This window comes from Kribbella sp. NPDC050281 (assembly GCF_040655855.1).
Lineage (GTDB): Bacteria > Actinomycetota > Actinomycetes > Propionibacteriales > Kribbellaceae > Kribbella.
On record NZ_JBFAKS010000015.1, the window covers coordinates 158,952 to 181,730 of the forward strand.

A 22,779-nucleotide genomic window follows, 5' to 3' on the forward strand; every position below is an offset into this window, starting at 1 on the left:
GGCATGGCTCAGCAGCGGCCTCATCAGTGGCAAGGCGTGATCGAGGAATACCGGGACCGACTGCCTGTTTCGGCGGACACTCCCGTGGTCACGCTCGGCGAAGGCGGGACGCCGCTGGTGGCCGCGCAGTGGCTGAGCGAGCAGACCGGCTGCGAGGTCTGGCTCAAGGTCGAGGGCAACAACCCGACCGGCTCGTTCAAGGACCGCGGTATGACGGTCGCGATCTCGCTCGCCGCACAGGCCGGTGACAAGGCCGTGGTGTGCGCCTCGACCGGCAACACCTCGGCGTCGGCCGCGGCGTACGCCGTCCGGGCCGGGCTGGTCCCGCTCGTGCTGATCCCGGCCGGCCGGATCGCGAAGGGCAAACTGGCGCAGGCCATCGTTCACGGTGCCCGGCTGGTGACCATCGACGGCGGTTTCGACGACTGCCTGCGGATCGTCCGCGAGCTCGGCAAGCACTACCCGGTCGCGCTGGTGAACTCGGTGAACCCGGTCCGCCTGGAGGGCCAGAAGACCGCGGCCTTCGAGGTGTGCGACGCGCTCGGCGACGCACCCGATCTACATCTGCTCCCGGTCGGCAACGCGGGCAACATCGCGGCCTACTGGAAGGGCTACCAGGAGTACGCCAAGGACAAGCTGGCCTCGCGGACCCCGCAGATGTGGGGTTTCCAGGCCGAGGGTGCGGCCCCGATCGTGCGCGGCGCGATCGTCGAGAAGCCGGACACCGCCGCGACCGCGATCCGGGTCGGGAACCCAGCGTCCTGGACGCTGGCCGAGGCCGCCCGGGACGAGTCCGGCGGCCGCATCGAGATGGTCACCGACGAGCAGATCCTGACCGCACAACGTGAGCTCGCCGCCCGCGAGGGTGTGTTCGTCGAGCCGGCGTCGGCGGCCGGTGTCGCCGGATTGCTGCACGCGAAGGCGAACGGATGGCTGCACGGCGGCTCGACCGTCGTGATCACTGTCACAGGCCATGGCCTGAAGGACATCGACACGGCGCTCGATCACGCGAAGGTGGACGAGTCCCCGGTCACACCCCCCGACACCGACGCCGTTGCGCGCGTCGCCGGCCTCGCCTGATGCCGGACCAGGTCCGGGTGCGGGTGCCCGCGACCAGCGCCAACCTCGGCCCGGGCTTCGACGCCTTCGGCCTGGCCTTGACCCTGTACGACGACCTGGTCGTGACGCCCGGTGGATCCGGGGTGACTGTCGAGGTGACCGGGTCCGGCGAGGGCGAGGTGCCGTTGGACGAGTCGCATCTGGTGGTCCGTTCGATCCGTGCCGGCCTGGACGCGTTGGGTGTGCCGGTGCCCGGATTCACGGTGCGGTGTGAGAACCGGATCCCGCACGGCCGCGGGCTCGGTTCGTCATCGGCCGCGATCGTCGGCGGACTCGCGGCGGCGTACGGGCTGGCCGGCGTACCGGTGGATCGCGATCGGATCGTCGTACTGGCGAACGAGATCGAAGGGCATCCGGACAATGTGGCCGCGGCCGCACTGGGTGGATTCACGATCGCGTGGACCGAAGGGGACGCAGGACGGGCGATCAGGTTGGACCCTGTGGACGGGCTCGCTGCGGTGGCCTATGTACCCGACAATCGCGTGCTGACAAAGGAGGCGCGCGGATTGTTGCCTGGCGTTGTTTCCCACAGTGACGCGTCCGCGAATGCGGGGAAGGCTGCATTGTTGGTTGCCGCGATGACAACGCGCCCGGAGTTGTTGCTGATCGCGACCGAGGATCGCCTGCATCAGGAGTACCGCGCGCCCGCGATGCCGGAGAGCCTGGCGCTGGTGCACAAGTTGCGAGGGAGCGGACTGGCCGCGATCGTCAGCGGTGCCGGCCCGACGGTTGCCGTACTGGGCCGCCCAGCTGAAACCTCTGCGCCGGCAGGTAAAGCTGCAGGTCAGCCCGCATTCTTCCGCGGTACGCCGGACGCACCCGACGGCTGGACGCGGTACGACCTGGCCATTGATCCAGTCGGCGTGCAGGTCTGGTCGATGGAGTCCGGATAGCGTGCCAGGGCCGAAGGGGAATGATCGGCAATTGACACACGTTGTACCCCTCGAGTCAGCAGAACGACCCACAGTGGTGCTAGTCTCGACTCACCCGATCCCCTCCAGGTGATCGGTGAACTCTCGCCACGATCCGGGCTGTGCTCCCGGCACCTTGTGTTGTGTGGCGACCCTCCTGCGGACTGATCTTGCGCCGCCTGCGCCGGAAACGTCCGGAGGGACTCAGATCGAGCGAGAGCCTCTTGATACCCACGTCGCCGTTTCGTCGGTCGTGGGTGATGATTCCGGGCGATGAGCCTTTCAGGGACATCGTCCATCCGTGTGGGAAGGACCTCACGTGACAGAAACTGTTGAAGCCTCCAGCGGAGCCGGTACGTCACCGGCCCCGGGTACTGACGCCGCGGCCACCACCGCCACGCGTCGCCGGAAGGCCGGAGGCGGCCTCGAGGGCATGCTGCTCCCCGAGCTCAAGCAGCTCGCCGGGACGCTGGGCATCAAGGGCACCGGCGCGCTGCGCAAGGGCCAGCTCATCGAGGCGATCAAGGCCGCCCAGGCCGGTAGCTCCACGGGCGGTTCGCGCCCGAAGTCGAGCCAGCCGACCCTGGACGAGGGTGCCGCCGAGGCGCCGACGGCCGACGCCCCGGCCGCTCGGGCCGGGCGGGCCGAGAAGCGCGAGGGCGGCAGCCGCCGGACCCGCGCCGCGGCCGAGAAGACCGTCGGCCAGAACGGTGCCGGCCAGTCCGATGCCGACCACGCCACGGCAGCGCCGGTCGCGGTCGAGGCGCCGGCCGCGCAGGCTCCGGCGCAGGACAGCGCCGCGCAGAACGGCTCCTCCCCGGTCGAAGCGGCCGAGCCGAAGACGGCCGAGCCGAGGGCCGAGCAGGGCGGTGAGAGCCGCAACCGTGACAACCGCGACGGTGACCGCAACCGCGACCGGAACCGGGACAACACCCGGGACGGGAACCGCGACGCGAGCCGTGACGCGAACCGTGACCGGGACAACCAGAACCGTGACGGCAACCGCGACCGCAACCGGGACACCCAGACCCGGGGTGGCCAGGACCGCGACAACCAGCGGGACAACCAGCGGAACCGCCAGGACCAGAACGACCGCGGCGAGGAAGGCGAGAGCCGTCGCCGGCGCCGCCGGGGCCGCGACCGGGACCGGGACCGCACCCGGGAGACCCAGAGCGGTCGCGACACCAGCCGGAACCGGGGCCGCGGCGAGCGGTTCGACCCGGAGCCGACGATCAGCGAGGACGACGTCCTCGTCCCGGCCGCCGGCATCCTCGACGTCCTCGACAACTACGCGTTCGTCCGGACCAGCGGCTACCTGCCCGGCCCGAACGACGTGTACGTCGCGCTGTCGATGGTGAAGCGCTACGGCCTGCGTAAGGGTGACGCGATCACCGGTGCGGTGAAGCAGCCGCAGGAGGGTGAGCGCAAGGAGAAGTTCAACCCGCTGGTCCGGATCGACACCGTCAACGGTGCGGACCCGGAGATCGCCAAGCAGCGGCAGGACTTCAACAAGCTGACCCCGCTGTACGCGACCGAGCGGCTGCGGCTGGAGACCGAGCCCGGTGTGCTCACCACCCGGATCGTCGACATCGTCAGCCCGATCGGCAAGGGCCAGCGCGGCCTGATCGTCTCGCCGCCGAAGGCCGGTAAGACGATGGTGCTGCAGGCGCTCGCGAACGCGATCACCACGAACAACCCCGAAGTGCACCTGATGGTGGTGCTGGTGGACGAGCGGCCCGAAGAGGTCACCGACATGCAGCGCACCGTGAAGGGCGAGGTCATCGCGTCGACGTTCGACCGTCCGGCCGACGACCACACCACGGTCGCGGAGCTGGCGATCGAGCGGGCCAAGCGGCTGGTCGAGCTCGGCCACGATGTCGTCGTACTGCTCGACTCGATCACCCGGCTCGGGCGGGCGTACAACATCGCGGCGCCGGCCAGCGGCCGGATCCTGTCCGGTGGTGTGGACTCGTCCGCGCTGTACCCGCCGAAGCGGTTCTTCGGTGCGGCCCGCAACATCGAGGACGGCGGCTCGCTGACCATCCTCGCGACCGCGCTGATCGAGACCGGCTCGAAGATGGACGAGGTGATCTTCGAGGAGTTCAAGGGCACCGGCAACATGGAGCTGCGGCTGCGCCGCGAGTTCGCCGACCGGCGCATCTTCCCGGCCATCGACGTGGTCGCCTCCGGCACCCGCCGCGAGGAACTGCTGATGAGCAAGGACGAGACCACCGTGGTCTGGAAGCTCCGCCGGGTGCTGTCCGCGCTCGACGGCCAGGCTGCCCTGGAGCTCCTGATCGGCAAGCTCAAGGAGAGCAAGTCGAACATCGAGTTCCTGCTCCAGGTCAACAAGACGACCCCGTCGGCCGGCGGCGCGCGCAGCACCGACGACGGGAACTGAGAAGCAGTCGATTACCAGTTTGCCGCCCTCGGGTGGCAAACTGGTCTGTCGGTTCCGGTTCACGTCCGCGTCCGCGGGCGACCCGGGGCACCTGAACCTAGGAGATCCTTTGAAGAGCGACATCCACCCGACGTATGTGGACACCACGGTGACCTGCACCTGTGGCGCCACGTTCACCACGCGCTCGACCGCGGAGAACGGCGTGATCCACGCCGACGTGTGTTCGCAGTGCCACCCCTTCTACACCGGCAAGCAGAAGATTCTCGACACCGGTGGCCGGGTGGCCCGCTTCGAGAAGCGGTACGCCAAGAAGTAGCTGGCGACGGCGATGGGCGAGGTGTGCCTGCGGACAGCGCAGGCCACCTCGCCCTCGCGTATTGTGCGGCCGCGCTTCGCTTGCCGCGAGCGGGGGCTTCGCCACCCGCACCCCCTTTGCGCGGGGCTGGCGCGGCTGGGATATCGGCGCGTTGCGAGAGGAGGAGTGCGGGATGTTCGAGGCGGTTCAGACGCTCAAGGCCGAGTACGCCGAGCTGGAGCGGCAGATGTCGGATCCGGCGCTGCACTCCGACCAGGCCAACGCCCGCCGGGTCGGCAAGCGGTACGCCGCGCTCGCGCCGGTGGTCCGCACGTACGACGAGTGGCTGCGGACCGCGGACGACATCGGCGCGGCCAAGGAACTGGCGGCCGAGGACCCGGCGTTCGCGGAGGAGGCGGCGAAGCTGACCGCCCGTCGCGAGGAGCTGGCCGAGCGCCTGCAGGTGCTGCTGGTGCCGCGGGACCCGAGCGACGACAAGGACGCGATCCTCGAGATCAAGGCCGGTGAGGGCGGCGACGAGTCGGCCCTGTTCGCCGGCGACCTGCTGAGGATGTACCTGAAGTACGCCGAGTCGCAGCACTGGAAGACCGAAGTTCTGGATTCCGCGGAGTCGGACCTCGGTGGCTACAAGTCGATCACCGTCGCCGTCAAGGCGAAGGGCACTCCGGAGCCGGGTGAGGCGCCGTACGCGAAGCTGAAGTTCGAGGGCGGCGTGCACCGGGTCCAGCGGGTGCCGGTGACCGAGTCGCAGGGCCGGATCCACACCTCCGCGGCCGGTGTCCTGGTGCTGCCGGAGGCGGAGGACGTCGACGTCGAGATCGACCAGAACGATCTGCGCATCGACGTGTTCCGATCGTCCGGTCCGGGTGGGCAGAGCGTGAACACGACCGACTCGGCCGTCCGCATCACCCACCTGCCGACCGGCATCGTGGTGTCGATGCAGAACGAGAAGTCCCAGCTGCAGAACCGTGAGCAGGCGATGCGTGTCCTGCGGGCCAGGCTCCTCGCCGCCGCGCAGGAGGCCGCCGACCAGGAGGCGTCCGACGCCCGCCGTTCGCAGATCCGGACCGTCGACCGGTCCGAGCGGATCCGCACCTACAACTTCCCGGAGAACCGCTTCTCCGACCACCGCGTCGGCTACAAGGCGCACAACCTCGACCAGGTCCTCGGCGGCGACCTGGCACCGGTGATCCAGGCGCTGACCGACGCGGACCTCGCCGCCCGGCTCGAGGCCGTCGAATCCCAGTGAGCACCAAGACCCTGGTCGCCGACGCCGCGGCCCGGTTGCGCGGCGCGGGCGTCGCGTCGCCTGACTTCGACGCCGCGGAACTGCTCGCCTTCGTCACCGGCACCAGCCGGCTCAATCTCGGCGACCCGACCGAGGATCAGGTACGCCGGTACGACGAGCTGATCGCCCGCCGCGCGCAGCGCGAACCGCTCCAGCACCTGACCGGTACGGCGGCCTTCCGCTATCGGGAGCTGGCGGTCGGGCCCGGTGTCTTCGTACCGAGGCCGGAGACGGAGGTGATGGTCGGCTGGATCCTCGACCGCCTCGCTGACGTGAAGTCCCCGCTGGTGGTCGATCTGTGCACCGGCTCCGGCGCGATCGCGGGTGCGGTCGCAACCGAACGTCCCGACAGCACGGTCCACGCGGTCGAACTGTCGGCCGAGGCTTGCGTCTGGGCCCGCCGCAACCTGGCGGGCACCGGTGCGACCCTCCACGAGGGCGACATCGACGGATGTCTCCCGGAGTACGACGGTCAGGTGGACGCGGTGATCGCGAACCCGCCGTACATCCCGTTGACCGCTTGGGAATCTGTCACCGCCGAGGTCCGCGACCACGACCCGGCATTGGCCCTGTGGTCCGGAGATGATGGCCTCGACGAGATCAAGGTCGTCGCGACCACCGCGGCCCGCCTGCTCAAACCAGGTGGTTGGTTCGCCTGCGAACACGCCGACGTACAAGGCGAATCAGCTCCGGCCGTGTTCACCGCTACCCGGTCCTTCGCCGAGGTCCGCGACCAACTGGATCTCTCCGGCCGCCATCGCTTCAGCACCGGCCGCAAGATCTAACACCTACTCGTAGACCACGAACTCCGGGCGGGGTTTGAGCGCGAGGACCTGGGGTGGGGTCATCAGCGGGCCCTGCCGGGCGTCTTCGGTGTAGAAGAGTTTGAAGCCGGCATGGACCGACGGTTGGAGGGCGGCCGTCAGCTTGCCCCAGGTCTTCAGTTTGTCGGTGCGGGCGCCGATGCCGTCGACGGACTTGATCGTGACGACGCCGGGGTGTTTCGTCAGCGCCTTCTCGTTGCTGACGATGCGGGTGGAGAGTTGGTGGAAGACGAACACCTTCTCCGGCAGGTTGTTCGCGCGGACCAGACCCGACAGGTACGACGCGATGCTGTCGAGCTCGGCACCGGTCGTGTGACCGTAGACCCGGCCGGGGACCTGACTCGGACCGACCGCCCACTCGGGGTCGAACGCGAGGCCGACGTCGGGTTCCTTCAGCCAGCGTTCGAGCCGCTTCACCTCGGGCAGGATCTTCGCCCGGCCTGGCTGGATGTCCAGCAGCAACAGCATCTTGTGCTTGCGCGCGACCGTCAGGTACTCGTCGATCGCCGCGTCCGCCAGCCGTCCGCGATACAGCCCGTCCTTGCCCGGCGACCCCTTCGCGACCACCGCGATGAGCTCCATCACCGGCTGCGGTGTGCGCTCGGCGGCGTACGACTTGGAGAGCTTCTCCAGCGTCGCCGCCTTCTTCTCCAGGTCCTTGTCCAATGGCCCGAGTGCGGGTGAGCCGGGCAGGCCGACGTACCCGACGAGTTGGTACTTCGGGAAGATCACGCGCCCGCCCCGCGGCAGGCCGCCGTTGCCCGACGGAGGTGGGGGAGGCGGTGGTGTGGCAGGAGCGGACGGACTGGGAGTGGTCTTCGCCGGTGCCGGCGCGGAGCCGACACTCGCGGGCGCGTCGCTGCAGGCGGCCGCGCCGACCAGTACGCCGGCCATGGCCAGCACCTCACAGACTTTCCGCATCGCTCCAGCCAACCACGAACCGCGCAGGAACCAACCCACTCACGCCGCCCAGCCGCAGGTCGCCCGTCACGCCCTAACCGGCTAGGTAGGCGTCGATCTCCTGGAGCAGGGCGTGCTTCACGGAGTCCTCGGCGAACGACACCCGCACGGCGGTCTTGGCGAGCTCGGCGACACCGGCCTCGTCGAGCTCGAGCAGACGGGCGGCGACGGCGTACTCGTTGGTCAGGTTGGTGCCGAACATCGGCGGGTCGTCGGAGTTGATGGTGACGACCAGGCCGGCGTCGACCATCGCGCGCAGCGGGTGCTCGTCGTACGACGCGACCGCGCGGGTGGCGATGTTCGACGTCGGGCTCACCTCGAGCGGGATCCGGTGCTCACCCAGGTAGTCGACCAGCGCCGGGTCCTGCATGGCCGACGTACCGTGGCCGATCCGCTCGGCCTTCAGCACCCGGACCGCGTCCCAGATCGTCTCCGGACCGGTCGTCTCACCCGCGTGCGGCACGCTGTGCAGTCCGGCGGCGAGCGCGGCCTCGAAGTGCGGCTGGAACTGCGGCCGCGGTACGCCGATCTCCGGTCCGCCGAGGCCGAATCCGACCAGGCCCTCGGGCCGGATCCCGGTCGCGATCCGCAGGGTCTCGTCGGCGCCCGGCACCCCGTCCTCACCGGAGATGTCGAAGATCCACCGCAGCGTGATCCCGAGTTCCTTCTCGGCCGCGACCCGCGCGTCCTCAAGCGCCTCGCAGTACGCCTCGGGCGCGATCCCCCGGACCACCGACGTGTACGGCGTGCAGGTCAGCTCGGCGTACCGCAGGTTCTGCGCGGCCATCTCGCGGGCGACCTCGTACGTCAGCAGCCGGACGTCCTCGGGCGTCTTGATCAGCTCGACGACGCTCAGGTAGACCTCGATGAACTTGGCGAAGTCGGTGAACTGGAAGTACTCGGCCAGCGCGGCCGGATCGGCCGGCACCGGCGACCCGGGGTGCCGGGCGGCGAGCTCGGCGACGATCCGCGGCGACGCGGACCCGACGTGGTGGACATGCAGTTCGGCCTTCGGCAACCCGGCAAGGAACTCACGCGACACAGTCATGCCGGGATCCTAGGAGTCTCTGGCACGATCCGCCGGAAAGCTCACAATCACTTGTCAGGATCCGCCGGGCCGTAGCCCGGCTGGAGTCGCAGGGGTCGCGGGTGGCACGATGCGGTGCGTGAGTGAGCGCTTCGACTTCACCGGCGACGAGCTGGCACCGGCCTATCGAGCGGCCGTGGACGCCATCGAGGCCGGCGACCTGGTCGTCCTTCCGACCGACACCGTCTATGGGATCGCCGCGGACGCCTTCAAGGCGGACGCCGTCCAGCGGCTGCTGGATGCCAAGGGCCGCGGCCGGGACATGCCACCGCCGGTGCTGATCTCGGTGGTCGAGTCGCTGGACGCGCTCGCCACCGACGTCCCCGACGACGGCCGCACGCTGTGCCAGGAGTTCTGGCCCGGCCCGCTGACGGTGATCTGCCACGCGCAGACCTCGCTGATGTGGGACCTGGGGGAGACCAAGGGCACGGTCGCGCTGCGCGTGCCCGACCACGAGAACACCCGCGAGCTCCTGTCCCGGACCGGTCCGCTCGCGGTCAGCTCGGCGAACAAGAGCGGCCGGCCCGCGGCGCTTGACGTGTACGACGCCGAGGAACAGCTGGAGGACACGGTCGCGGTCTACCTCGACGGCGGTACGGCGACCGGTGGGCAGCCGTCGACTATCGTCGACATCACCGGCGACACGCCTCACGTCGTACGGCTCGGTGCGCTGTCGCTGGAGCAGCTCCGGGCCGTCGTGCCGGGCGTCACCAGCTACCTGGACGACGACAAGCCGGACGAAGAGCCGGAAGACAAGCAGGACGAAGAGCCGGAAGCGAAGGCCGACGAACCGGAAGCGAAGGCTGACGAACCGGAAGCGAAGGCCGACGAACCGGAAGCGAAGGCCGACGAACCGGAAGCGAAGGCCGACGAACCGGAAGCGAAGGCCGACGAACCGGAAGCGACGCCGGACGAGACCGATGAGAAGCCAACCGAAGAACCCGTTGCGGCGTCCAACGAGCAGGACGACGACAAGCCGCCGTCCCCAGCCAAGGACGACGAGAAGCCGTCCGAACCGGACGATGTGAGGCCTGCGGACTAGTGCGCGAGTATCTGCTGGTCCTGTTCGTGGCGATGGCCACGACCTTCCTGCTGACCGGCGTGGCCCGGCAGATCGCGCTGCGGTACGGCGCCGTCGCGAAGGTACGGGCCCGCGACGTGCACAAGGTTCCGATCCCGTACTTCGGCGGCATCTCGATCCTCGGCGGCCTGATCGCCGCGTTCGCCGTCGCATCCAACCTACCGTTCCTCGGCAACAGCCTGCAGGTCGCGCACGACGCCCGGGCGATCCTGATCGGCGGCGTGGTGATCTGCGCCGTCGGCGTGGTCGACGACCTGTACGAGCTGGACGCGATCACCAAGCTGGCCGGCGAGGTGCTCGCGGTCGGCGTGATGGTTGTCCAGGGCATCCAGTTGTACTGGCTTCCGCTGCCCGGCGGTGTGGTGTCGCCATCGCCCGCGCAGCTCGCCGTACTGACCGCCGGCATCCTGCTCGTGTCCTGCAACGCGGTGAACTTCGTCGACGGCCTGGACGGCCTGGCCGCCGGCGTCACCGCGATCGGGGCGACCGCGTTCTTCATCTACTCCTACCTGCTGAACTTCGAGCAGAACCTCGACCGGGCCACGACCTCGACCCTGATCACGGTCGCGCTGGCCGGTGCCTGCCTCGGCTTCCTGCCGCACAACTTCTTCCCCGCCAGGGTCTTCATGGGCGATTCCGGTGCCCTGCTGATCGGCCTGATGCTCGCGGCGTCGACGATCAGCCTCACCGGCCAGATGGACCCGAACGCGGTTCCGTACGAGGTCGGCGGCTCCAGCCTGCTGCCGGCGCTGCTCCCGCTGGTCCTGCCGATCGCGGTGCTCGCGATCCCCGCGCTGGACCTGACGATGGCCTACGTACGCCGTACCAAGGCCGGCCGGTCGCCGTTCGCGGCCGACAAACTGCACCTGCACCACCGGCTGATGCAACGCGGTCACTCGCACCGTCGCGCGGTCCTGCTGATGTACCTGTGGACCGCTCTGATCGCCTACGGCGTGGTGGTCCTCGGGCTCGTCCTGTTCTGGTGGACCGCCCTGATCGTGCTGGCCGTCGCGGTCACCGCGGTCCTGCTCACCACCGGTCTGCCGAGGCGATCCCGGAAACCGCTCGCCAAGGTCTGACCGCATGCTGGCGGGGACCAGACCACCCGTCGGGGTGGCCTACCGATAGGGTGTCCGTGTACAGCGGCAGGACCGCTCGTTTTGCTGACCATGCAGACTTTGTGCTAGTTTTCACAAGCACCAGCAAAGAACAGCGACACCCCTGACCCCGCCCACCCGACGACCGAGCCGCGAGACCCGGTCGCCAGCAGGACGGAACCAGCAGATGGCTCCCTCGGCTCACAGCCCGAAAGTCGCCGGCCAGGCCACTCGGCACCCGGCGCTGGCAATGCTGCGTGGCGCTTTGATCGCCGCGCTCGTGGTCGGCGTCAACACGGCCGCGGTGTCCGCTGTCGCGGCCGGTCTGCCCGGCCTGTGGGGCGCGTTGCTGGGGTTCTTGATGGTCGTCGTCTTCTCCGGCGCGGGCCTGGTCGCGCTGCACCTGTCCCGCCGGACCTCCCCGACGATGCAACTGGCCGTCGCGATGGCGTCGTACACCGGCCGGATCGCGATCTTCGGCGGCCTGCTCGCGGTCGCGCTGAGCTCGGACGGCCTGGCCCGGCATGTGAATCTGACCGTGCTCGGGATCTCCGCACTGGTGGTCGTGATGGGCTGGATGGCCGGCGAGATCTGGGCCTGGTCGCGGCTGCGCATCCCGATCTATGACCTCGACGGCGAGGTGACCGCATGACCACCTTGGGTAATGATTCCCCTGCTGTGGTGGGGGTTACGGGAGCCGATGTGACCGGGCGTGTCACGGACTGGTACCTTTCGGGTGCCAATGAGCGAGCACGAGGATCCGAAGCCATCACCCGGCAATGCGGGCGACGGCTGGCGGGTCCTGTCCTACTTGATCGGCGGTGTCGCCCTGTACGGCGCCATCGGGTTCGGGTTGGATCGCCTGCTGGGCACCCAGTTCTTACTCCCGGTGGGCATCGTCCTCGGTGCCGGGCTCACCGTTTTGTTGCTGCACTTCCGGTACGGGTCGCGGTCCTGACCCCTGCCGGGTCTGACGTTGTTGACCGCCATGCCCTGAGCCGCCCTGCCCTTAGCCACAAGGCGTCCGACTTGAGCACGACGCGAGAGGAGACCCGGTGATTGCCGGCGTTCCGACCGAGTTCAACCCGCCCGGTCCCGAAAGCTTCGACCTTCCGCCGATCATCGACGGCGTGGACTGGTTCACCAAGCCGGTGCTGGTGTCCGCCCTGACTGTCGTCGTGATCGTCTGGTTCTTCTGGGGTGCGTCCCGCAAGGCGGCGATCGTGCCGAGCAAACTGCAGTTCGCCGGTGAGCTCGGGTACAACTTCGTCCGCAACTCGATCGCCCGCGACGCCATCGGCAGCGCGGAGTACATGCGCTTCGTGCCCTACCTGTGCGGCCTGTTCTTCTTCATCCTGCTGAACAACGTCGCCGCGACCGTCCCGCTGGTCCAGTTCCCCACGTTCAGCCACATCGGCTGGGCGTACACGGCGGCGATCATGACCTGGGTGATCTACAACGGGGTCGGGATCAGGAGGCACGGCGTCTGGGGCTACTTCAAGCTCCAGACCATGCCGGCCGGTGTGCCGGTCTGGCTGTTGCCGCTGATGATCCCGATCGAGTTCATCTCGAACATCCTGGTCCGGCCGGTCTCCTTGAGCCTGCGGCTGTTCGCCAACATGTTCGCGGGCCACATCCTGCTCCTGGTCTTCGTGCTCGGCGGCGAGTACCTGGTCTTCGAGACCAGCAACATCGCGCTGGCCGGCGTCGGCGTCGTGACCTGGTTGATGGGCCTCGCGATCGCCGGTCTGGAGCTGTTCGTCCAGTGCATCCAGGCGTACATCTTCGTCGTGCTGACCGCGCAGTACATCGGCAGCGCGATCGCCGAGGAGCACTGATCCGCAGTACCTGCACCGCCCCACAGACCGTAGTAACGGAAATCCGGATAGCCGCTATCCGTACCGAAAGGAACACACTGCAATGACCGCACTCGACATCACCGGCAACATCGCAGTACTGGGTTACGGCCTCGCCGCGATCGGCCCGGGCGTCGGCGTCGGCCTGATCTTCGCCGCCGTGATCAACGGCACCGCGCGGCAGCCGGAGGCGCAGAGCAAGCTGCAGTCGATCGCATGGATCGGCTTCGGCGTGACCGAGGTGCTGGCGATCATCGGTATCGCGCTCGCCTTCGTCTTCCGTACCTGAGCTACTTTCCTCCGACTGACAGGATTCAGACATGTTGACGAAGGTGCTACCGCTGGCCGCGGAGGGTGAGCAAGTCAACCCGCTGGTGCCACACACCGCCGAGATCATTTTCGGTTTCGTCTTCCTGATCCTGCTGGCCATCGCCTTCGCCAAGGTCGTCGTGCCCAAGTTCGAGAAGGCGTACGCCGATCGGACCCAGGCGATCGAAGGCGGGATGGATGCGGCCAAGCAGGCCCAGGCCGAGGCGAAGGCGGCTCTGGACAAGTACAACGCACAGCTGGCCGAGGCCCGGCAGGAGGCGGCGAAGATCCGCGAGGACGCGCGTGAGCAGGGTGCGCAGATCATCGCGGAGATGCGTGAGCAGGCGAACGCCGAGTCCGAGCGGATCGTCACGCACGCGCGGACCCAGATCGACGCCGAGCGGGCGCAGGCCGTGGCCTCGCTGCGGGCCGAGGTCGGCACGATGGCGACCACGCTGGCCGGCCGCATCGTCGGGGAGTCGCTCGAGGACGAGGCGCGTCAGCGTCGCACCGTCGAGCGGTTCCTGGCCGACCTAGAGGCCTCCGAGTCCGCACGTCAGGCCGTCGGAACGGACGGCTGATGCGCGGCGCATCGAACGAGTCACTCGCCAAGGCCCGGGAGGCCCTGGCGGGTGTCACGGTGACCGATGAGCTCGGCGCCGAGCTGTTCTCGGTGGCCAAGCTGCTGGACGGCACGGGCGCGCTCCGGCGCGCACTGACCGACCCGGCCCGGCCGCGGGACGCCCGCGTCGCGCTGGTCCGGCAGTTGCTCGGCGGGAAGATCTCCACCCCGGCGGAGGAGGTTCTGACCACCGCCGTGGCCGGCCGCTGGGTCAGCAGCCGCGACCTCGCGGACGCGCTGGACCAGCTCAGTGTCGAGGCCGAGGTGGCGTACGCCGACACCCGGCGCAAGCTGGACGATGTCGAGGACGAGCTGTTCCGGCTGGACCGGATCGTCGCGGTGGAGCGGGGGCTGAGCGACAAGCTCAGCGACCACAACATCCCGCTCACGGCCCGGCAGCAGCTGCTCGCCGGACTGCTGCAGGGCAAGGCCGACGCCGCCACGATGCGGCTGGCCGAGCGTGCGGTGGACGGACGCGGCCGGAGCTTCGCGGCGTCGCTGCGGTCCTACCAGGTCGCCGCGGCGGCCCGGCGCAACGCCAGCATCGCCACCGTCCGGGTCGCGACCGACCTCTCCGAGGCCGAGCGCACCCGGCTGGCCGAGGCACTCGGCCGTCAGTACGGCCGGGACATCCAGCTGAACGTGATCGTCGACCCCAACGTGGTCGGCGGCGTGCGGGTGGACATCGGCGACGAAGTGATCGACGGAACCATCGCGGCCAGGCTCGACGAAGCGCAACGGCGCATCGCGGGCTGAACCCCCTTAACGACATGACACATGGTGCTAGGGGCCTCGACAAATACAGCAAAGCCTTTAGAGCCACAACAGGCCAGCAGGGTCAAGGAAGCAGGAACACAATGGCTGAGCTCACGATCAGGCCGGAGGAGATCCGGGACGCCCTGGATCGGTTCGTCACCGAGTACCAACCGGCGGAGGCGGCCCGCGAAGAGGTCGGCACCGTGGTCGACGCGGGTGACGGTATCGCGCACGTCGAGGGCCTGCCCTCGGCGATGACCAACGAGCTGCTCGAGTTCGAGGACGGCACCCGGGGCATCGCGCTGAACCTGGACGTCCGCGACATCGGTGTCGTCGTCCTCGGTGAGTTCGACGGGATCGAGGAGGGCCAGCAGGTCCGCCGGACCGGCTCGGTGCTGTCGGTGCCGGTGGGCGAGGGCTACCTCGGCCGCGTCGTCGACCCGCTGGGCAAGCCGATCGACGGCCTGGGCGAGATCAAGGACCTCGAGGGCGACCGTGCGCTGGAGCTGCAGGCGGCCGGCGTGATGGACCGCCAGGAGGTCCGCGAGCCGCTGCAGACCGGTATCAAGGCGATCGACGGGATGATCCCGATCGGCCGTGGTCAGCGCGAGCTGATCATCGGTGACCGCAAGACCGGCAAGACGGCGATCGCGGTCGACACGATCATCAACCAGAAGGCGAACTGGGAGTCCGGCGACCCGAAGAAGCAGGTCCGCTGCATCTACGTCGCGGTCGGCCAGAAGGGCTCCACGATCGCTGCGGTCCGCGGTGCGCTCGAAGAGGCCGGCGCGATGGAGTACACCACCATCGTCGCCTCCCCGGCGTCCGACCCGGCCGGCTTCAAGTACGTCGCGCCGTACACCGGCTCGGCCATCGGCCAGCACTGGATGTACCAGGGCAAGCACGTGCTGATCGTCTTCGACGACCTCACCAAGCAGGCCGAGGCGTACCGCGCGATGTCGCTGCTGCTGCGCCGCCCGCCGGGCCGTGAGGCGTACCCGGGTGACGTCTTCTACCTGCACAGCCGCCTGCTGGAGCGCTGCGCGAAGCTGTCCGACGAACTCGGCGCCGGTTCGATGACGGGTCTGCCGATCATCGAGACCAAGGCCAACGACGTGTCGGCGTTCATCCCGACCAACGTCATCTCGATCACCGACGGCCAGATCTTCCTGCAGTCCGACCTGTTCAACGCCAACATCCGGCCGGCCATCGACGTCGGTATCTCGGTGTCCCGGGTCGGCGGCGCCGCGCAGGTCAAGGGCATGAAGAACGTGTCCGGCTCGCTGAAGATCGACCTGGCCCAGTTCCGGGCGATGGAGGCGTTCGCGATGTTCGCGTCCGACCTCGACGCCACCTCCCGCCGGCAGCTCGACCGAGGTCAGCGGCTGGTCCAGCTGCTCCGGCAGCCGCAGTACTCGCCGTACCCGGTGGAGGACCAGATCGTCTCCATCTGGTCCGGTACGACGGGCAAGTTCGACGAGGTTCCGGTCGACGACGTACTGCGCTTCGAGCGGGACTTCCTGGACTACCTGCGCCGGGAGAGCAAGGTGCTCGACAGTATCCGCGAATCCGGTCTGTTCGACGACGACTCGGCCCAGGCCGTGACCGAGGCGCTGAACGCGTTCAAGCCGACCTTCCAGACCTCCGAGGGCACCCTGCTGGGCACCGAGGCGGAGGCCGAGGCGATGGACGAGGCGGACGTCGAGCAGGAGCAGATCGTCCGGCAGAAGCGGGGCTGATCGACCGTGCCAGCCAATCTGCGGGAGCTACGCGATCGCAAGGCCTCGGTCTCGACGATCAAGAAGCTCACCCGGGCGATGGAGCTCATCGCGGCGTCCCGGATCGTCAAGGCGCAGCAGCGCGCCCAGGCGGCCGGTCCGTACGCGCGTGAGCTCACCCGTGCCGTGTCGGCGGTGGCGACGTTCTCGAACGTCGACCACCCGCTGACCACCGAGAAGCCCGACCCGAAGCGGGCCGCGGTGCTGCTGATCACCTCCGACCGCGGTCAGGCCGGGGCCTACTCGGCCAACGTGATCCGTGAAGGGGAGCGGCTGAACCAGCTGCTGCGCGAGGACGGCCGAGAGGTCGTCCCGTACCTCAGCGGCCGTAAGGGCATCGCGTACTACACCTTCCGGCAGCGCGAGGTCGCTCAGTCGTGGAGCGGTGACTCCGACGCTCCGTCGTTCGCCCGTGCGCGGGAGATCGCCGACGCGCTGATCGAGGCCTTCCTGACCCCGACCGAGGAGGGCGGCGTGGACGAGATCCACATCGTCTTCACCCGGTTCGTGTCGATGCTGACCCAGCGCGCGGACGTGATCCGCCTGCTGCCGCTGGAGGTCGTCGAGGGCGAGGAGGCGCCGGCGGCGGACGACGTACTGCCGCTGTACGAGTTCGAGCCGTCCGCCGAAGAGGTGCTCGACGGGCTGCTGCCGAAGTACGTCGCCAGCCGGATCCACTACTGCATGCTGCAGGCGGCCGCTTCCGAGCTGGCCAACCGGCAGCGGGCGATGAAGTCGGCGACGGACAACGCGCAGGACCTGATCGAGAAGCTCACGCGGGACCTCAACCAGGCCCGTCAGGCCCAAATTACCCAGGAAATCAGCGAGATCGTCGGTGGCGCCAGCGCGCTGGCCGACGCGAACGCCGGGAGCGAGTGAGAGAGATGACTGCCACGGTTACCGAGAAGAACAACGAGGCCGGTTCGACTGCCGTCGGTCGCGTCGCCCGGGTGATCGGCCCGGTCGTCGACGTCGAGTTCCCGGCGGACGCGATGCCGGACATGTACAACGCGCTCGAGGTGGACATCACCCTGGGCGACGTGACCCAGACGATCACCCTCGAGGTCGCGCTGCACGTCGGCGACAACATCGTCCGGGCGATCTCGATGAAGCCCACCGACGGCCTGGTCCGCGGCGTCGAGGTGCGCGACACCGGCTCGGCGATCTCCGTTCCGGTCGGCGACGTCACCAAGGGCCGGGTCTGGTCCGTGACCGGCAAGTGCCTGAACCAGGACGAGTCCGAGTTCGAGATCGCCGAGCGCTGGCCGATCCACCGCAAGGCGCCGGCCTTCGACCAGCTCGAGTCCAAGACCGAGATGCTGGAGACCGGCATCAAGGTGCTCGACCTGCTCACGCCGTACGTGCAGGGCGGCAAGATCGGCCTGTTCGGCGGTGCGGGTGTCGGCAAGACCGTGCTGATCCAGGAGATGATCTACCGGATCGCCCACAACTTCGGTGGTACGTCGGTGTTCGCCGGTGTGGGCGAGCGGACCCGTGAGGGCAACGACCTGATCAACGAGATGGAGGAGGCCGGCGTCTTCAAGGACACCGCGCTGGTCTTCGGTCAGATGGACGAGCCGCCGGGCACCCGGCTGCGGGTCGCGCTGTCCGCGCTGACGATGGCGGAGTACTTCCGCGACGTCAAGGAGCAGGACGTGCTGCTCTTCATCGACAACATCTTCCGGTTCACCCAGGCCGGTTCCGAGGTCTCCACGCTGCTCGGCCGGATGCCGAGCGCGGTGGGTTACCAGCCGAACCTGGCCGACGAGATGGGTGTGCTGCAGGAGCGGATCACCTCGACCCGGGGTCACTCGATCACCTCGATGCAGGCGATCTACGTGCCCGCGGACGACTACACCGACCCGGCGCCGGCGACCACCTTCGCCCACCTGGACGCGACCACCGAGCTGTCGCGTGACATCGCGTCGCGTGGTCTGTACCCGGCCGTCGACCCGCTGACCTCGACGTCGCGGATCCTCGACCCGCAGTACATCGGCCAGGAGCACTACGACGTGGCCGTCCGGGTGAAGCAGATCCTGCAGAAGAACAAGGAACTGCAGGACATCATCGCCATCCTCGGTGTGGACGAGCTGTCCGAAGAGGACAAGATCACCGTCGCGCGGGCGCGCCGGATCGAGCAGTTCCTCTCCCAGAACACCTACATGGCGGAGAAGTTCACCAACATCAAGGGCTCCACCGTGCCGCTGAAGGACACCATCGAGTCGTTCAAGAAGATCACCGAAGGCGAGTGCGACCACATCGCCGAGCAGGCGTTCTTCAACGTCGGTTCGCTCGAGGACGTCGAGCGCAAGTGGGCCGAGCTGCAGAAGGAAAACTGACATGGCCGACGAATCTGCCAAGCACCTCGAGGTCGCGCTGGTCGCGGCCGAGCGGACCGTGTGGCAGGGTCAGGCCAGGATCGTCATCGCCCGCACCACGGACGGTGACGTCGGGATCCTGCCCGGCCACGCGCCGCTGCTGGGCCTGCTGCAGGGTGGCACCGTCCAGGTGCGGACCGTCGACGACGAGTACTTCGTCGCGGCCGCGCCGGACGGCTTCATCTCGGTGGCGAACGACCGGGTCTCGATCCTGGCCGAGAACGCCGAGATGGGTCACGACATCGACCTCGAGGAAGCCCGGCGCGAACTCGAGGAAGCGCTGGCGACCGGCAGCGAGACCGATGCCGACTCCGACGAGGTCCGCCTCGCCGAAGCCCGGGTGAGGGCCGCCGAGAAGACGGCCTGACGGTACCTGCCATAATCGAACATCGTCACTGACAGTACGGTTCTCCGGGGTGCCCGGGGCAGTACGCTATCGGGCACCGGGAATGAGGTCGGCAAGGTATGAGGACAGTCCTCGATGTCGTCGGGGTCTGTCTGCTTGCCGCCGTACTGCTGATCATCGCGTTCGCGTGCCGCCGTCGCTGGTTGTCCAGGGACGGCGGCACTTTCGATTGCAGCCTGCAGTTGGCCGAGAAGGACCACGGTCGCGGCTGGGCCCTCGGCCTGGCCCGCTACGTCGGTGACGAACTGCAGTGGTTCCGGGTCTTCAGCCTGGTCTGGTGGCCGAAGCTCGTCGTCAACCGCCGCCAGCTCGAAGGCATCACCACCCGCCGCCCGATGGGCAACGAGCCCCTCGTCACGTACGCCGGCCACGTCATAGTCGACGCCGCCCTCCAAGACCGCACGGTCCACTTCGCCATGACCGAAGAAGCCCTCACCGGCGTACTGGCCTGGGTAGAGTCCGCCCCACCCAGCAGCCAGACCTACCACTGACCCCTGCTCAGCCGAGGCTGAAGCGGAAGTGGTGGGGGCGGGGTTGTAGGTCGTGGGGTGGGAGGATCGGCGCGCCACTGGTCGGGCTGCCTAGGCCGTGCTGGAGGGCGTCCAGGGTCATCCAGAGTTGATCGGTGGGCACCAGGTCTTCTCGATGCCCGGCGTCTGCCAGTTCGGCGAGGGTCCATCTGCGGAGGGTCAGGGCCAGGTGCGGCTCGGCCGTCAGCGTGAGCTTCCCGGCGGTCCCGGACAACTCGGCCCAGCGGACGTCGCTGCGTGCGCCGTTCTCCTGGGGATAGATGTACGGCACCTGGAAGTCGTCGATCGTCGAGGTGTAGCGGCCGACCCGTGCGGCCGCCCGGGAGTCCGGGTACGCCTGCCCGGGGCCGAGCCCGAACCAGGTCACGCGGTCGAACCCTGCTGGCAGGCCGAACGTCACCCCGAGGCGCGCCCACGGCACGGTCCACTCGCCGACCGGCTCGACTTCGACGTCAGCGGTCACCCGGTCGCCGTCCGAACTCCAGCGGTACGTCGTGAGCACCCGAGCGTCTGTGGCCGCGGCGCCGACCATCGTCACCACGACCAGTTCGTCCCCGGCCGGCTCCACTGACACCGTCCGGTACCGCAACCGATGCAGCCCGGCCGCAGCCCACCGCGCCTTCCGATCTCGCGTCGTCGCGTCCCACGTCCGGGCGTCATGTTGAGTAGGCGCCCGCCACAACTCCAACGGCACGTGCACCACGTCCCAGCCGGACAACCCGAGCAGGCGTCCCGTCCTCCCGCAGAACCGCCCACTCCCCAGCCGAACCTCGCCCTCCGGCCCGCCCCGTCTGATGGGCTGACCCATCAGAGGGTGGGTTGGCCCACCGGATTCCGATGGGTCAACCCACCGTCCCGTGGGTTGACCCATCAGATGGGGGTGGGCGGCGGCGCGGGGCTGGGGATGGGCAGTGGCGTCTAGTCGGGTCTGGGGATGGGCGGTGGCGTTCAGTCGGGATTGGGTGAAGGCGATCTCGTGGCCCGTGGATGCCCAGGCGGTGTCGGTGTTCAGTACTGCGCGGACCGTCAGCCAGCGTTCACGGTTCTGCATCGGCGCGGTGATCGAGGGGAGCGGGACGGTTGCCTCGCCGCCTGCTGGGATCGTCGGCAGGTCCAGAGTTCCTCGGGCGATGACCTCGCCTTCGTCCGCAGCTGACCACTGGAGTGACAGGTGTGAGGTGTCCAGGACGTCGTACCGGTTGGCGAGGTGCAGGGTGTTGGCGGTGATCGTGAGGTGGACGGGCTCGAAGGCCTTGCGGACCTCGAGGAGGACGGGCTGGGGTGTGAGGTCGGGGAAGACGAGGCCGTCGAGGACGTAGTTGCCGTCGTGCAGTTCTTCGCCGAAGTCACCGCCGTACGCGTAGGTGCCGTCCGGACGCAGGATGCCGTGTTCCATCCACTCCCAGAGGAATCCGCCCTGGCACCGCTCGTACCGGTGGAACAGTTCCTCGTACTCCGGCAGTCCACCAGGACCGTTGCCTCCGGCATGCGAGTACTCGCACAGCACGAACGGCATCGCCCGCCGCCGCGCGTCCAGCACCGGATCGTCCAGCGGCGGCTCGGCCCGCTTCCCGATCTCCTCGACCTCGGCATGAGCGGCGTACATCCGGCTGTACACATCCACGTCCGCACAGCTCGGATCACCTTCGTAGTGCAGCGGCCGCGACGGATCCCGCTCCCGCGTCCACTCCGCCATCGCCGTGAGGTTCCGGCCGATCCCGGCCTCGTTGCCCAGCGACCACATCACCACGCACGGGTGGTTCTTGTCCCGCTCGACCATCCGCCGCATCCGGTCCACCGACGCGTCCAGGAAGCGCGGATCGCCGGCCGGGTTCCCGCGCCAGTCCAGCAGGAAGAAGCCGTGGGTCTCGTAGTCGCACTCGTCCATCACCCAGAACCCGAGCTCGTCGCACAGCTCCAGCAGCCGCGAGTCCGGCGGGTAGTGGCTGGTCCGGATCGCGTTGATGTTGTGCTGCTTCATCACCAGCAGCTCCTGCCGCAGCCGCTCCTCGGGTACGACGCGACCCAGCACGGGATCGTGCTCGTGCCGGTTGACCCCGTGGAACAGCACTCGCCGGCCGTTGACCGTGAGCACCCCGTCGACGATCGCCACCGTGCGGAACCCGATCCGCAACGCGACGCTCTCACCGGCGGTCTCCACGACGGCGTCGTACAAACGCGGCACCTCCGCCGACCACGGCTCGACTCCCGGGATCGTCAGCGTCCGACCGACCGGCGCCTCGACATCCAGCTCCGCGATACGCACCACCCCGCCCGGCCCGGCCTCGACCTTGAGGATCCCGGCACCATCCGCGTAGTCAGCGTGCACGAAGACATCGCCGACCCCGTCGGCCGGTCGCGAGATCAGCGTGACGTCGCGGAAGATCCCCGGCAGCCACCACATGTCCTGATCCTCGAGATAACTCCCGGACGACCACTGATGCACGCGGACAGCGAGTACGTTCCGCTCCGGCCGCAGTACGTCACCGACCGCGAACTCGGCAGGCACCCGGCTCCCGCGGGTCACCCCGAGCTCCACCCCGTTCAGCCACACCCGCGCACACGAGTCGACGCCGTCGAAGCGCAGTACCGTCGGACCACTCCACGACGGCGGCAGCTCGAACACCAGCCGATGGTCGCCGGTCGGGTTCTCGGTCGGGACGTACGGCGGATCGACCGGGAACGGATATGCCTGATTCGTGTACGCCGGCCGCCCGTGCCCGTGCATCGGCCAACTGGACGGCACCGGAAGAACGGCCCACTCCGAGTCGTCGAAGTCGTCCCGCTCGAACCTATCCGGCGCCTCGGCCACCGACTCCGCAAGGTGAAACCGCCAGTTCCCGTTCAGGCTGATCGACGGTGCGTCGGTCCGGATCGCCGCCCGCGGAGCGAGTACGCCGTACCCAGGTCCAGGGTCTTCGTAGTAGGTCATTCGAACCTTCCGATGCGGTAGGTGGCTCGTAGAGGGGCGTTGGCACGTCTAGCGGCGCCCCAGACGCCCGCTGGCGGCGTTGTCGTCGTCGCGCAATGCTCCGCATTGCTCTCCTCCTCCGCCTTGCC

The 22,779-nt window shown here is 68.7% G+C and carries 22 protein-coding genes; 19 read left to right on the forward strand and 3 right to left on the reverse strand.

Going from position 1 to position 22,779, the window contains the following annotated elements; translation table 11 throughout:
* The first annotated feature begins 3 nt into the window (after positions 1–3).
* From thrC to prmC, 6 genes are all read left to right on the forward strand, one after another.
* Positions 4–1,080 (forward strand): threonine synthase, encoded by a 1,077-nt coding sequence (gene thrC / locus AB0I34_RS18675; protein WP_360446548.1) that lies wholly within the window; start codon positions 4–6, stop codon positions 1,078–1,080.
* Positions 1,080–2,012, forward strand: a complete 933-nt coding sequence (gene thrB / locus AB0I34_RS18680) for a homoserine kinase (protein ID WP_360446549.1) — start codon at positions 1,080–1,082, stop codon at positions 2,010–2,012. Before thrC ends, thrB begins: the two co-directional genes overlap by 1 nt.
* A 337-nt stretch (positions 2,013–2,349) precedes the next feature.
* Positions 2,350–4,431: a transcription termination factor Rho gene (rho, locus tag AB0I34_RS18685; RefSeq protein WP_360446550.1), complete on the forward strand. Its 2,082-nt coding sequence runs from the start codon at positions 2,350–2,352 to the stop codon at positions 4,429–4,431.
* Between the two features lie 109 nt (positions 4,432–4,540).
* Complete coding sequence (gene rpmE, locus AB0I34_RS18690) at positions 4,541–4,747, forward strand: 50S ribosomal protein L31 (RefSeq protein WP_130387310.1); 207 nt, start codon at positions 4,541–4,543, stop codon at positions 4,745–4,747.
* 172 nt (positions 4,748–4,919) lie between these two features.
* Complete coding sequence (gene prfA, locus AB0I34_RS18695) at positions 4,920–5,996, forward strand: peptide chain release factor 1 (protein ID WP_360446551.1); 1,077 nt, start codon at positions 4,920–4,922, stop codon at positions 5,994–5,996.
* On the forward strand, positions 5,993–6,820 hold the full coding sequence (prmC, locus tag AB0I34_RS18700) for a peptide chain release factor N(5)-glutamine methyltransferase (protein WP_360446552.1): 828 nt from the start codon (positions 5,993–5,995) through the stop codon (positions 6,818–6,820). Before prfA ends, prmC begins: the two co-directional genes overlap by 4 nt.
* Positions 6,821–6,823: 3 nt before the next feature.
* Here prmC and AB0I34_RS18705 read toward each other — a convergent pair whose 3' ends face one another.
* Both AB0I34_RS18705 and AB0I34_RS18710 read right to left on the reverse strand, forming a co-directional pair.
* The gene (locus tag AB0I34_RS18705; RefSeq protein ID WP_360446553.1) at positions 6,824–7,780 is read right to left on the reverse strand and encodes a hypothetical protein; all 957 of its coding nucleotides are present in this window, start codon (positions 7,778–7,780) and stop codon (positions 6,824–6,826) included.
* Between the two features lie 73 nt (positions 7,781–7,853).
* Positions 7,854–8,867 carry an adenosine deaminase gene (locus AB0I34_RS18710; protein ID WP_360446554.1) on the reverse strand — a complete coding sequence of 338 codons (1,014 nt, stop codon included), beginning with the start codon at positions 8,865–8,867 and terminating at the stop codon, positions 7,854–7,856.
* Between the two features lie 109 nt (positions 8,868–8,976).
* Between AB0I34_RS18710 and AB0I34_RS18715 the strand changes: the two genes are divergently transcribed.
* The 13 genes from AB0I34_RS18715 (at position 8,977) to AB0I34_RS18775 (ending at position 19,680) form a co-directional block, all read left to right on the forward strand.
* A complete protein-coding gene (locus AB0I34_RS18715) occupies positions 8,977–9,948 on the forward strand; it encodes an L-threonylcarbamoyladenylate synthase (RefSeq protein WP_360446555.1) in 972 nt (323 codons plus the stop codon).
* The gene (locus tag AB0I34_RS18720; RefSeq protein ID WP_360446556.1) at positions 9,948–11,066 is read left to right on the forward strand and encodes an MraY family glycosyltransferase; all 1,119 of its coding nucleotides are present in this window, start codon (positions 9,948–9,950) and stop codon (positions 11,064–11,066) included. The genes AB0I34_RS18715 and AB0I34_RS18720 overlap by 1 nt, the downstream gene beginning before the upstream one ends.
* Positions 11,067–11,271: 205 nt before the next feature.
* Entirely contained in the window at positions 11,272–11,736 is a 465-nt protein-coding gene (locus AB0I34_RS18725) for a hypothetical protein (protein ID WP_360446557.1), read from the forward strand.
* Positions 11,737–11,826: 90 nt separating this feature from the next.
* Positions 11,827–12,042: a hypothetical protein gene (locus AB0I34_RS18730; protein ID WP_360446558.1), complete on the forward strand. Its 216-nt coding sequence runs from the start codon at positions 11,827–11,829 to the stop codon at positions 12,040–12,042.
* 97 nt (positions 12,043–12,139) lie between these two features.
* Complete coding sequence (atpB, locus tag AB0I34_RS18735; protein WP_360446559.1) at positions 12,140–12,922, forward strand: F0F1 ATP synthase subunit A; 783 nt, start codon at positions 12,140–12,142, stop codon at positions 12,920–12,922.
* Positions 12,923–13,004: 82 nt separating this feature from the next.
* Entirely contained in the window at positions 13,005–13,229 is a 225-nt protein-coding gene (gene atpE, locus AB0I34_RS18740) for an ATP synthase F0 subunit C (RefSeq protein ID WP_131356058.1), read from the forward strand.
* Positions 13,230–13,260: 31 nt separating this feature from the next.
* Entirely contained in the window at positions 13,261–13,830 is a 570-nt protein-coding gene (locus AB0I34_RS18745; protein ID WP_360446560.1) for a F0F1 ATP synthase subunit B, read from the forward strand.
* Complete coding sequence (locus AB0I34_RS18750) at positions 13,830–14,627, forward strand: F0F1 ATP synthase subunit delta (RefSeq protein ID WP_360446561.1); 798 nt, start codon at positions 13,830–13,832, stop codon at positions 14,625–14,627. Before AB0I34_RS18745 ends, AB0I34_RS18750 begins: the two co-directional genes overlap by 1 nt.
* 101 nt (positions 14,628–14,728) lie before the next feature.
* A complete protein-coding gene (atpA, locus tag AB0I34_RS18755) occupies positions 14,729–16,366 on the forward strand; it encodes a F0F1 ATP synthase subunit alpha (RefSeq protein ID WP_360446562.1) in 1,638 nt (545 codons plus the stop codon).
* A gap of 6 nt (positions 16,367–16,372) precedes the next feature.
* A complete protein-coding gene (locus tag AB0I34_RS18760; protein WP_360446563.1) occupies positions 16,373–17,284 on the forward strand; it encodes a F0F1 ATP synthase subunit gamma in 912 nt (303 codons plus the stop codon).
* A gap of 5 nt (positions 17,285–17,289) precedes the next feature.
* Complete coding sequence (gene atpD, locus AB0I34_RS18765) at positions 17,290–18,744, forward strand: F0F1 ATP synthase subunit beta (protein WP_360446564.1); 1,455 nt, start codon at positions 17,290–17,292, stop codon at positions 18,742–18,744.
* Between the two features lies 1 nt (position 18,745).
* Complete coding sequence (locus AB0I34_RS18770; RefSeq protein WP_131356043.1) at positions 18,746–19,150, forward strand: F0F1 ATP synthase subunit epsilon; 405 nt, start codon at positions 18,746–18,748, stop codon at positions 19,148–19,150.
* Between the two features lie 98 nt (positions 19,151–19,248).
* Positions 19,249–19,680: a DUF2550 domain-containing protein gene (locus AB0I34_RS18775; RefSeq protein WP_131356041.1), complete on the forward strand. Its 432-nt coding sequence runs from the start codon at positions 19,249–19,251 to the stop codon at positions 19,678–19,680.
* Between the two features lie 7 nt (positions 19,681–19,687).
* Here AB0I34_RS18775 and AB0I34_RS18780 read toward each other — a convergent pair whose 3' ends face one another.
* Positions 19,688–22,651 (reverse strand): glycoside hydrolase family 2 TIM barrel-domain containing protein, encoded by a 2,964-nt coding sequence (locus tag AB0I34_RS18780; RefSeq protein ID WP_360446565.1) that lies wholly within the window; start codon positions 22,649–22,651, stop codon positions 19,688–19,690.
* Positions 22,652–22,779 lie beyond the last annotated feature (128 nt).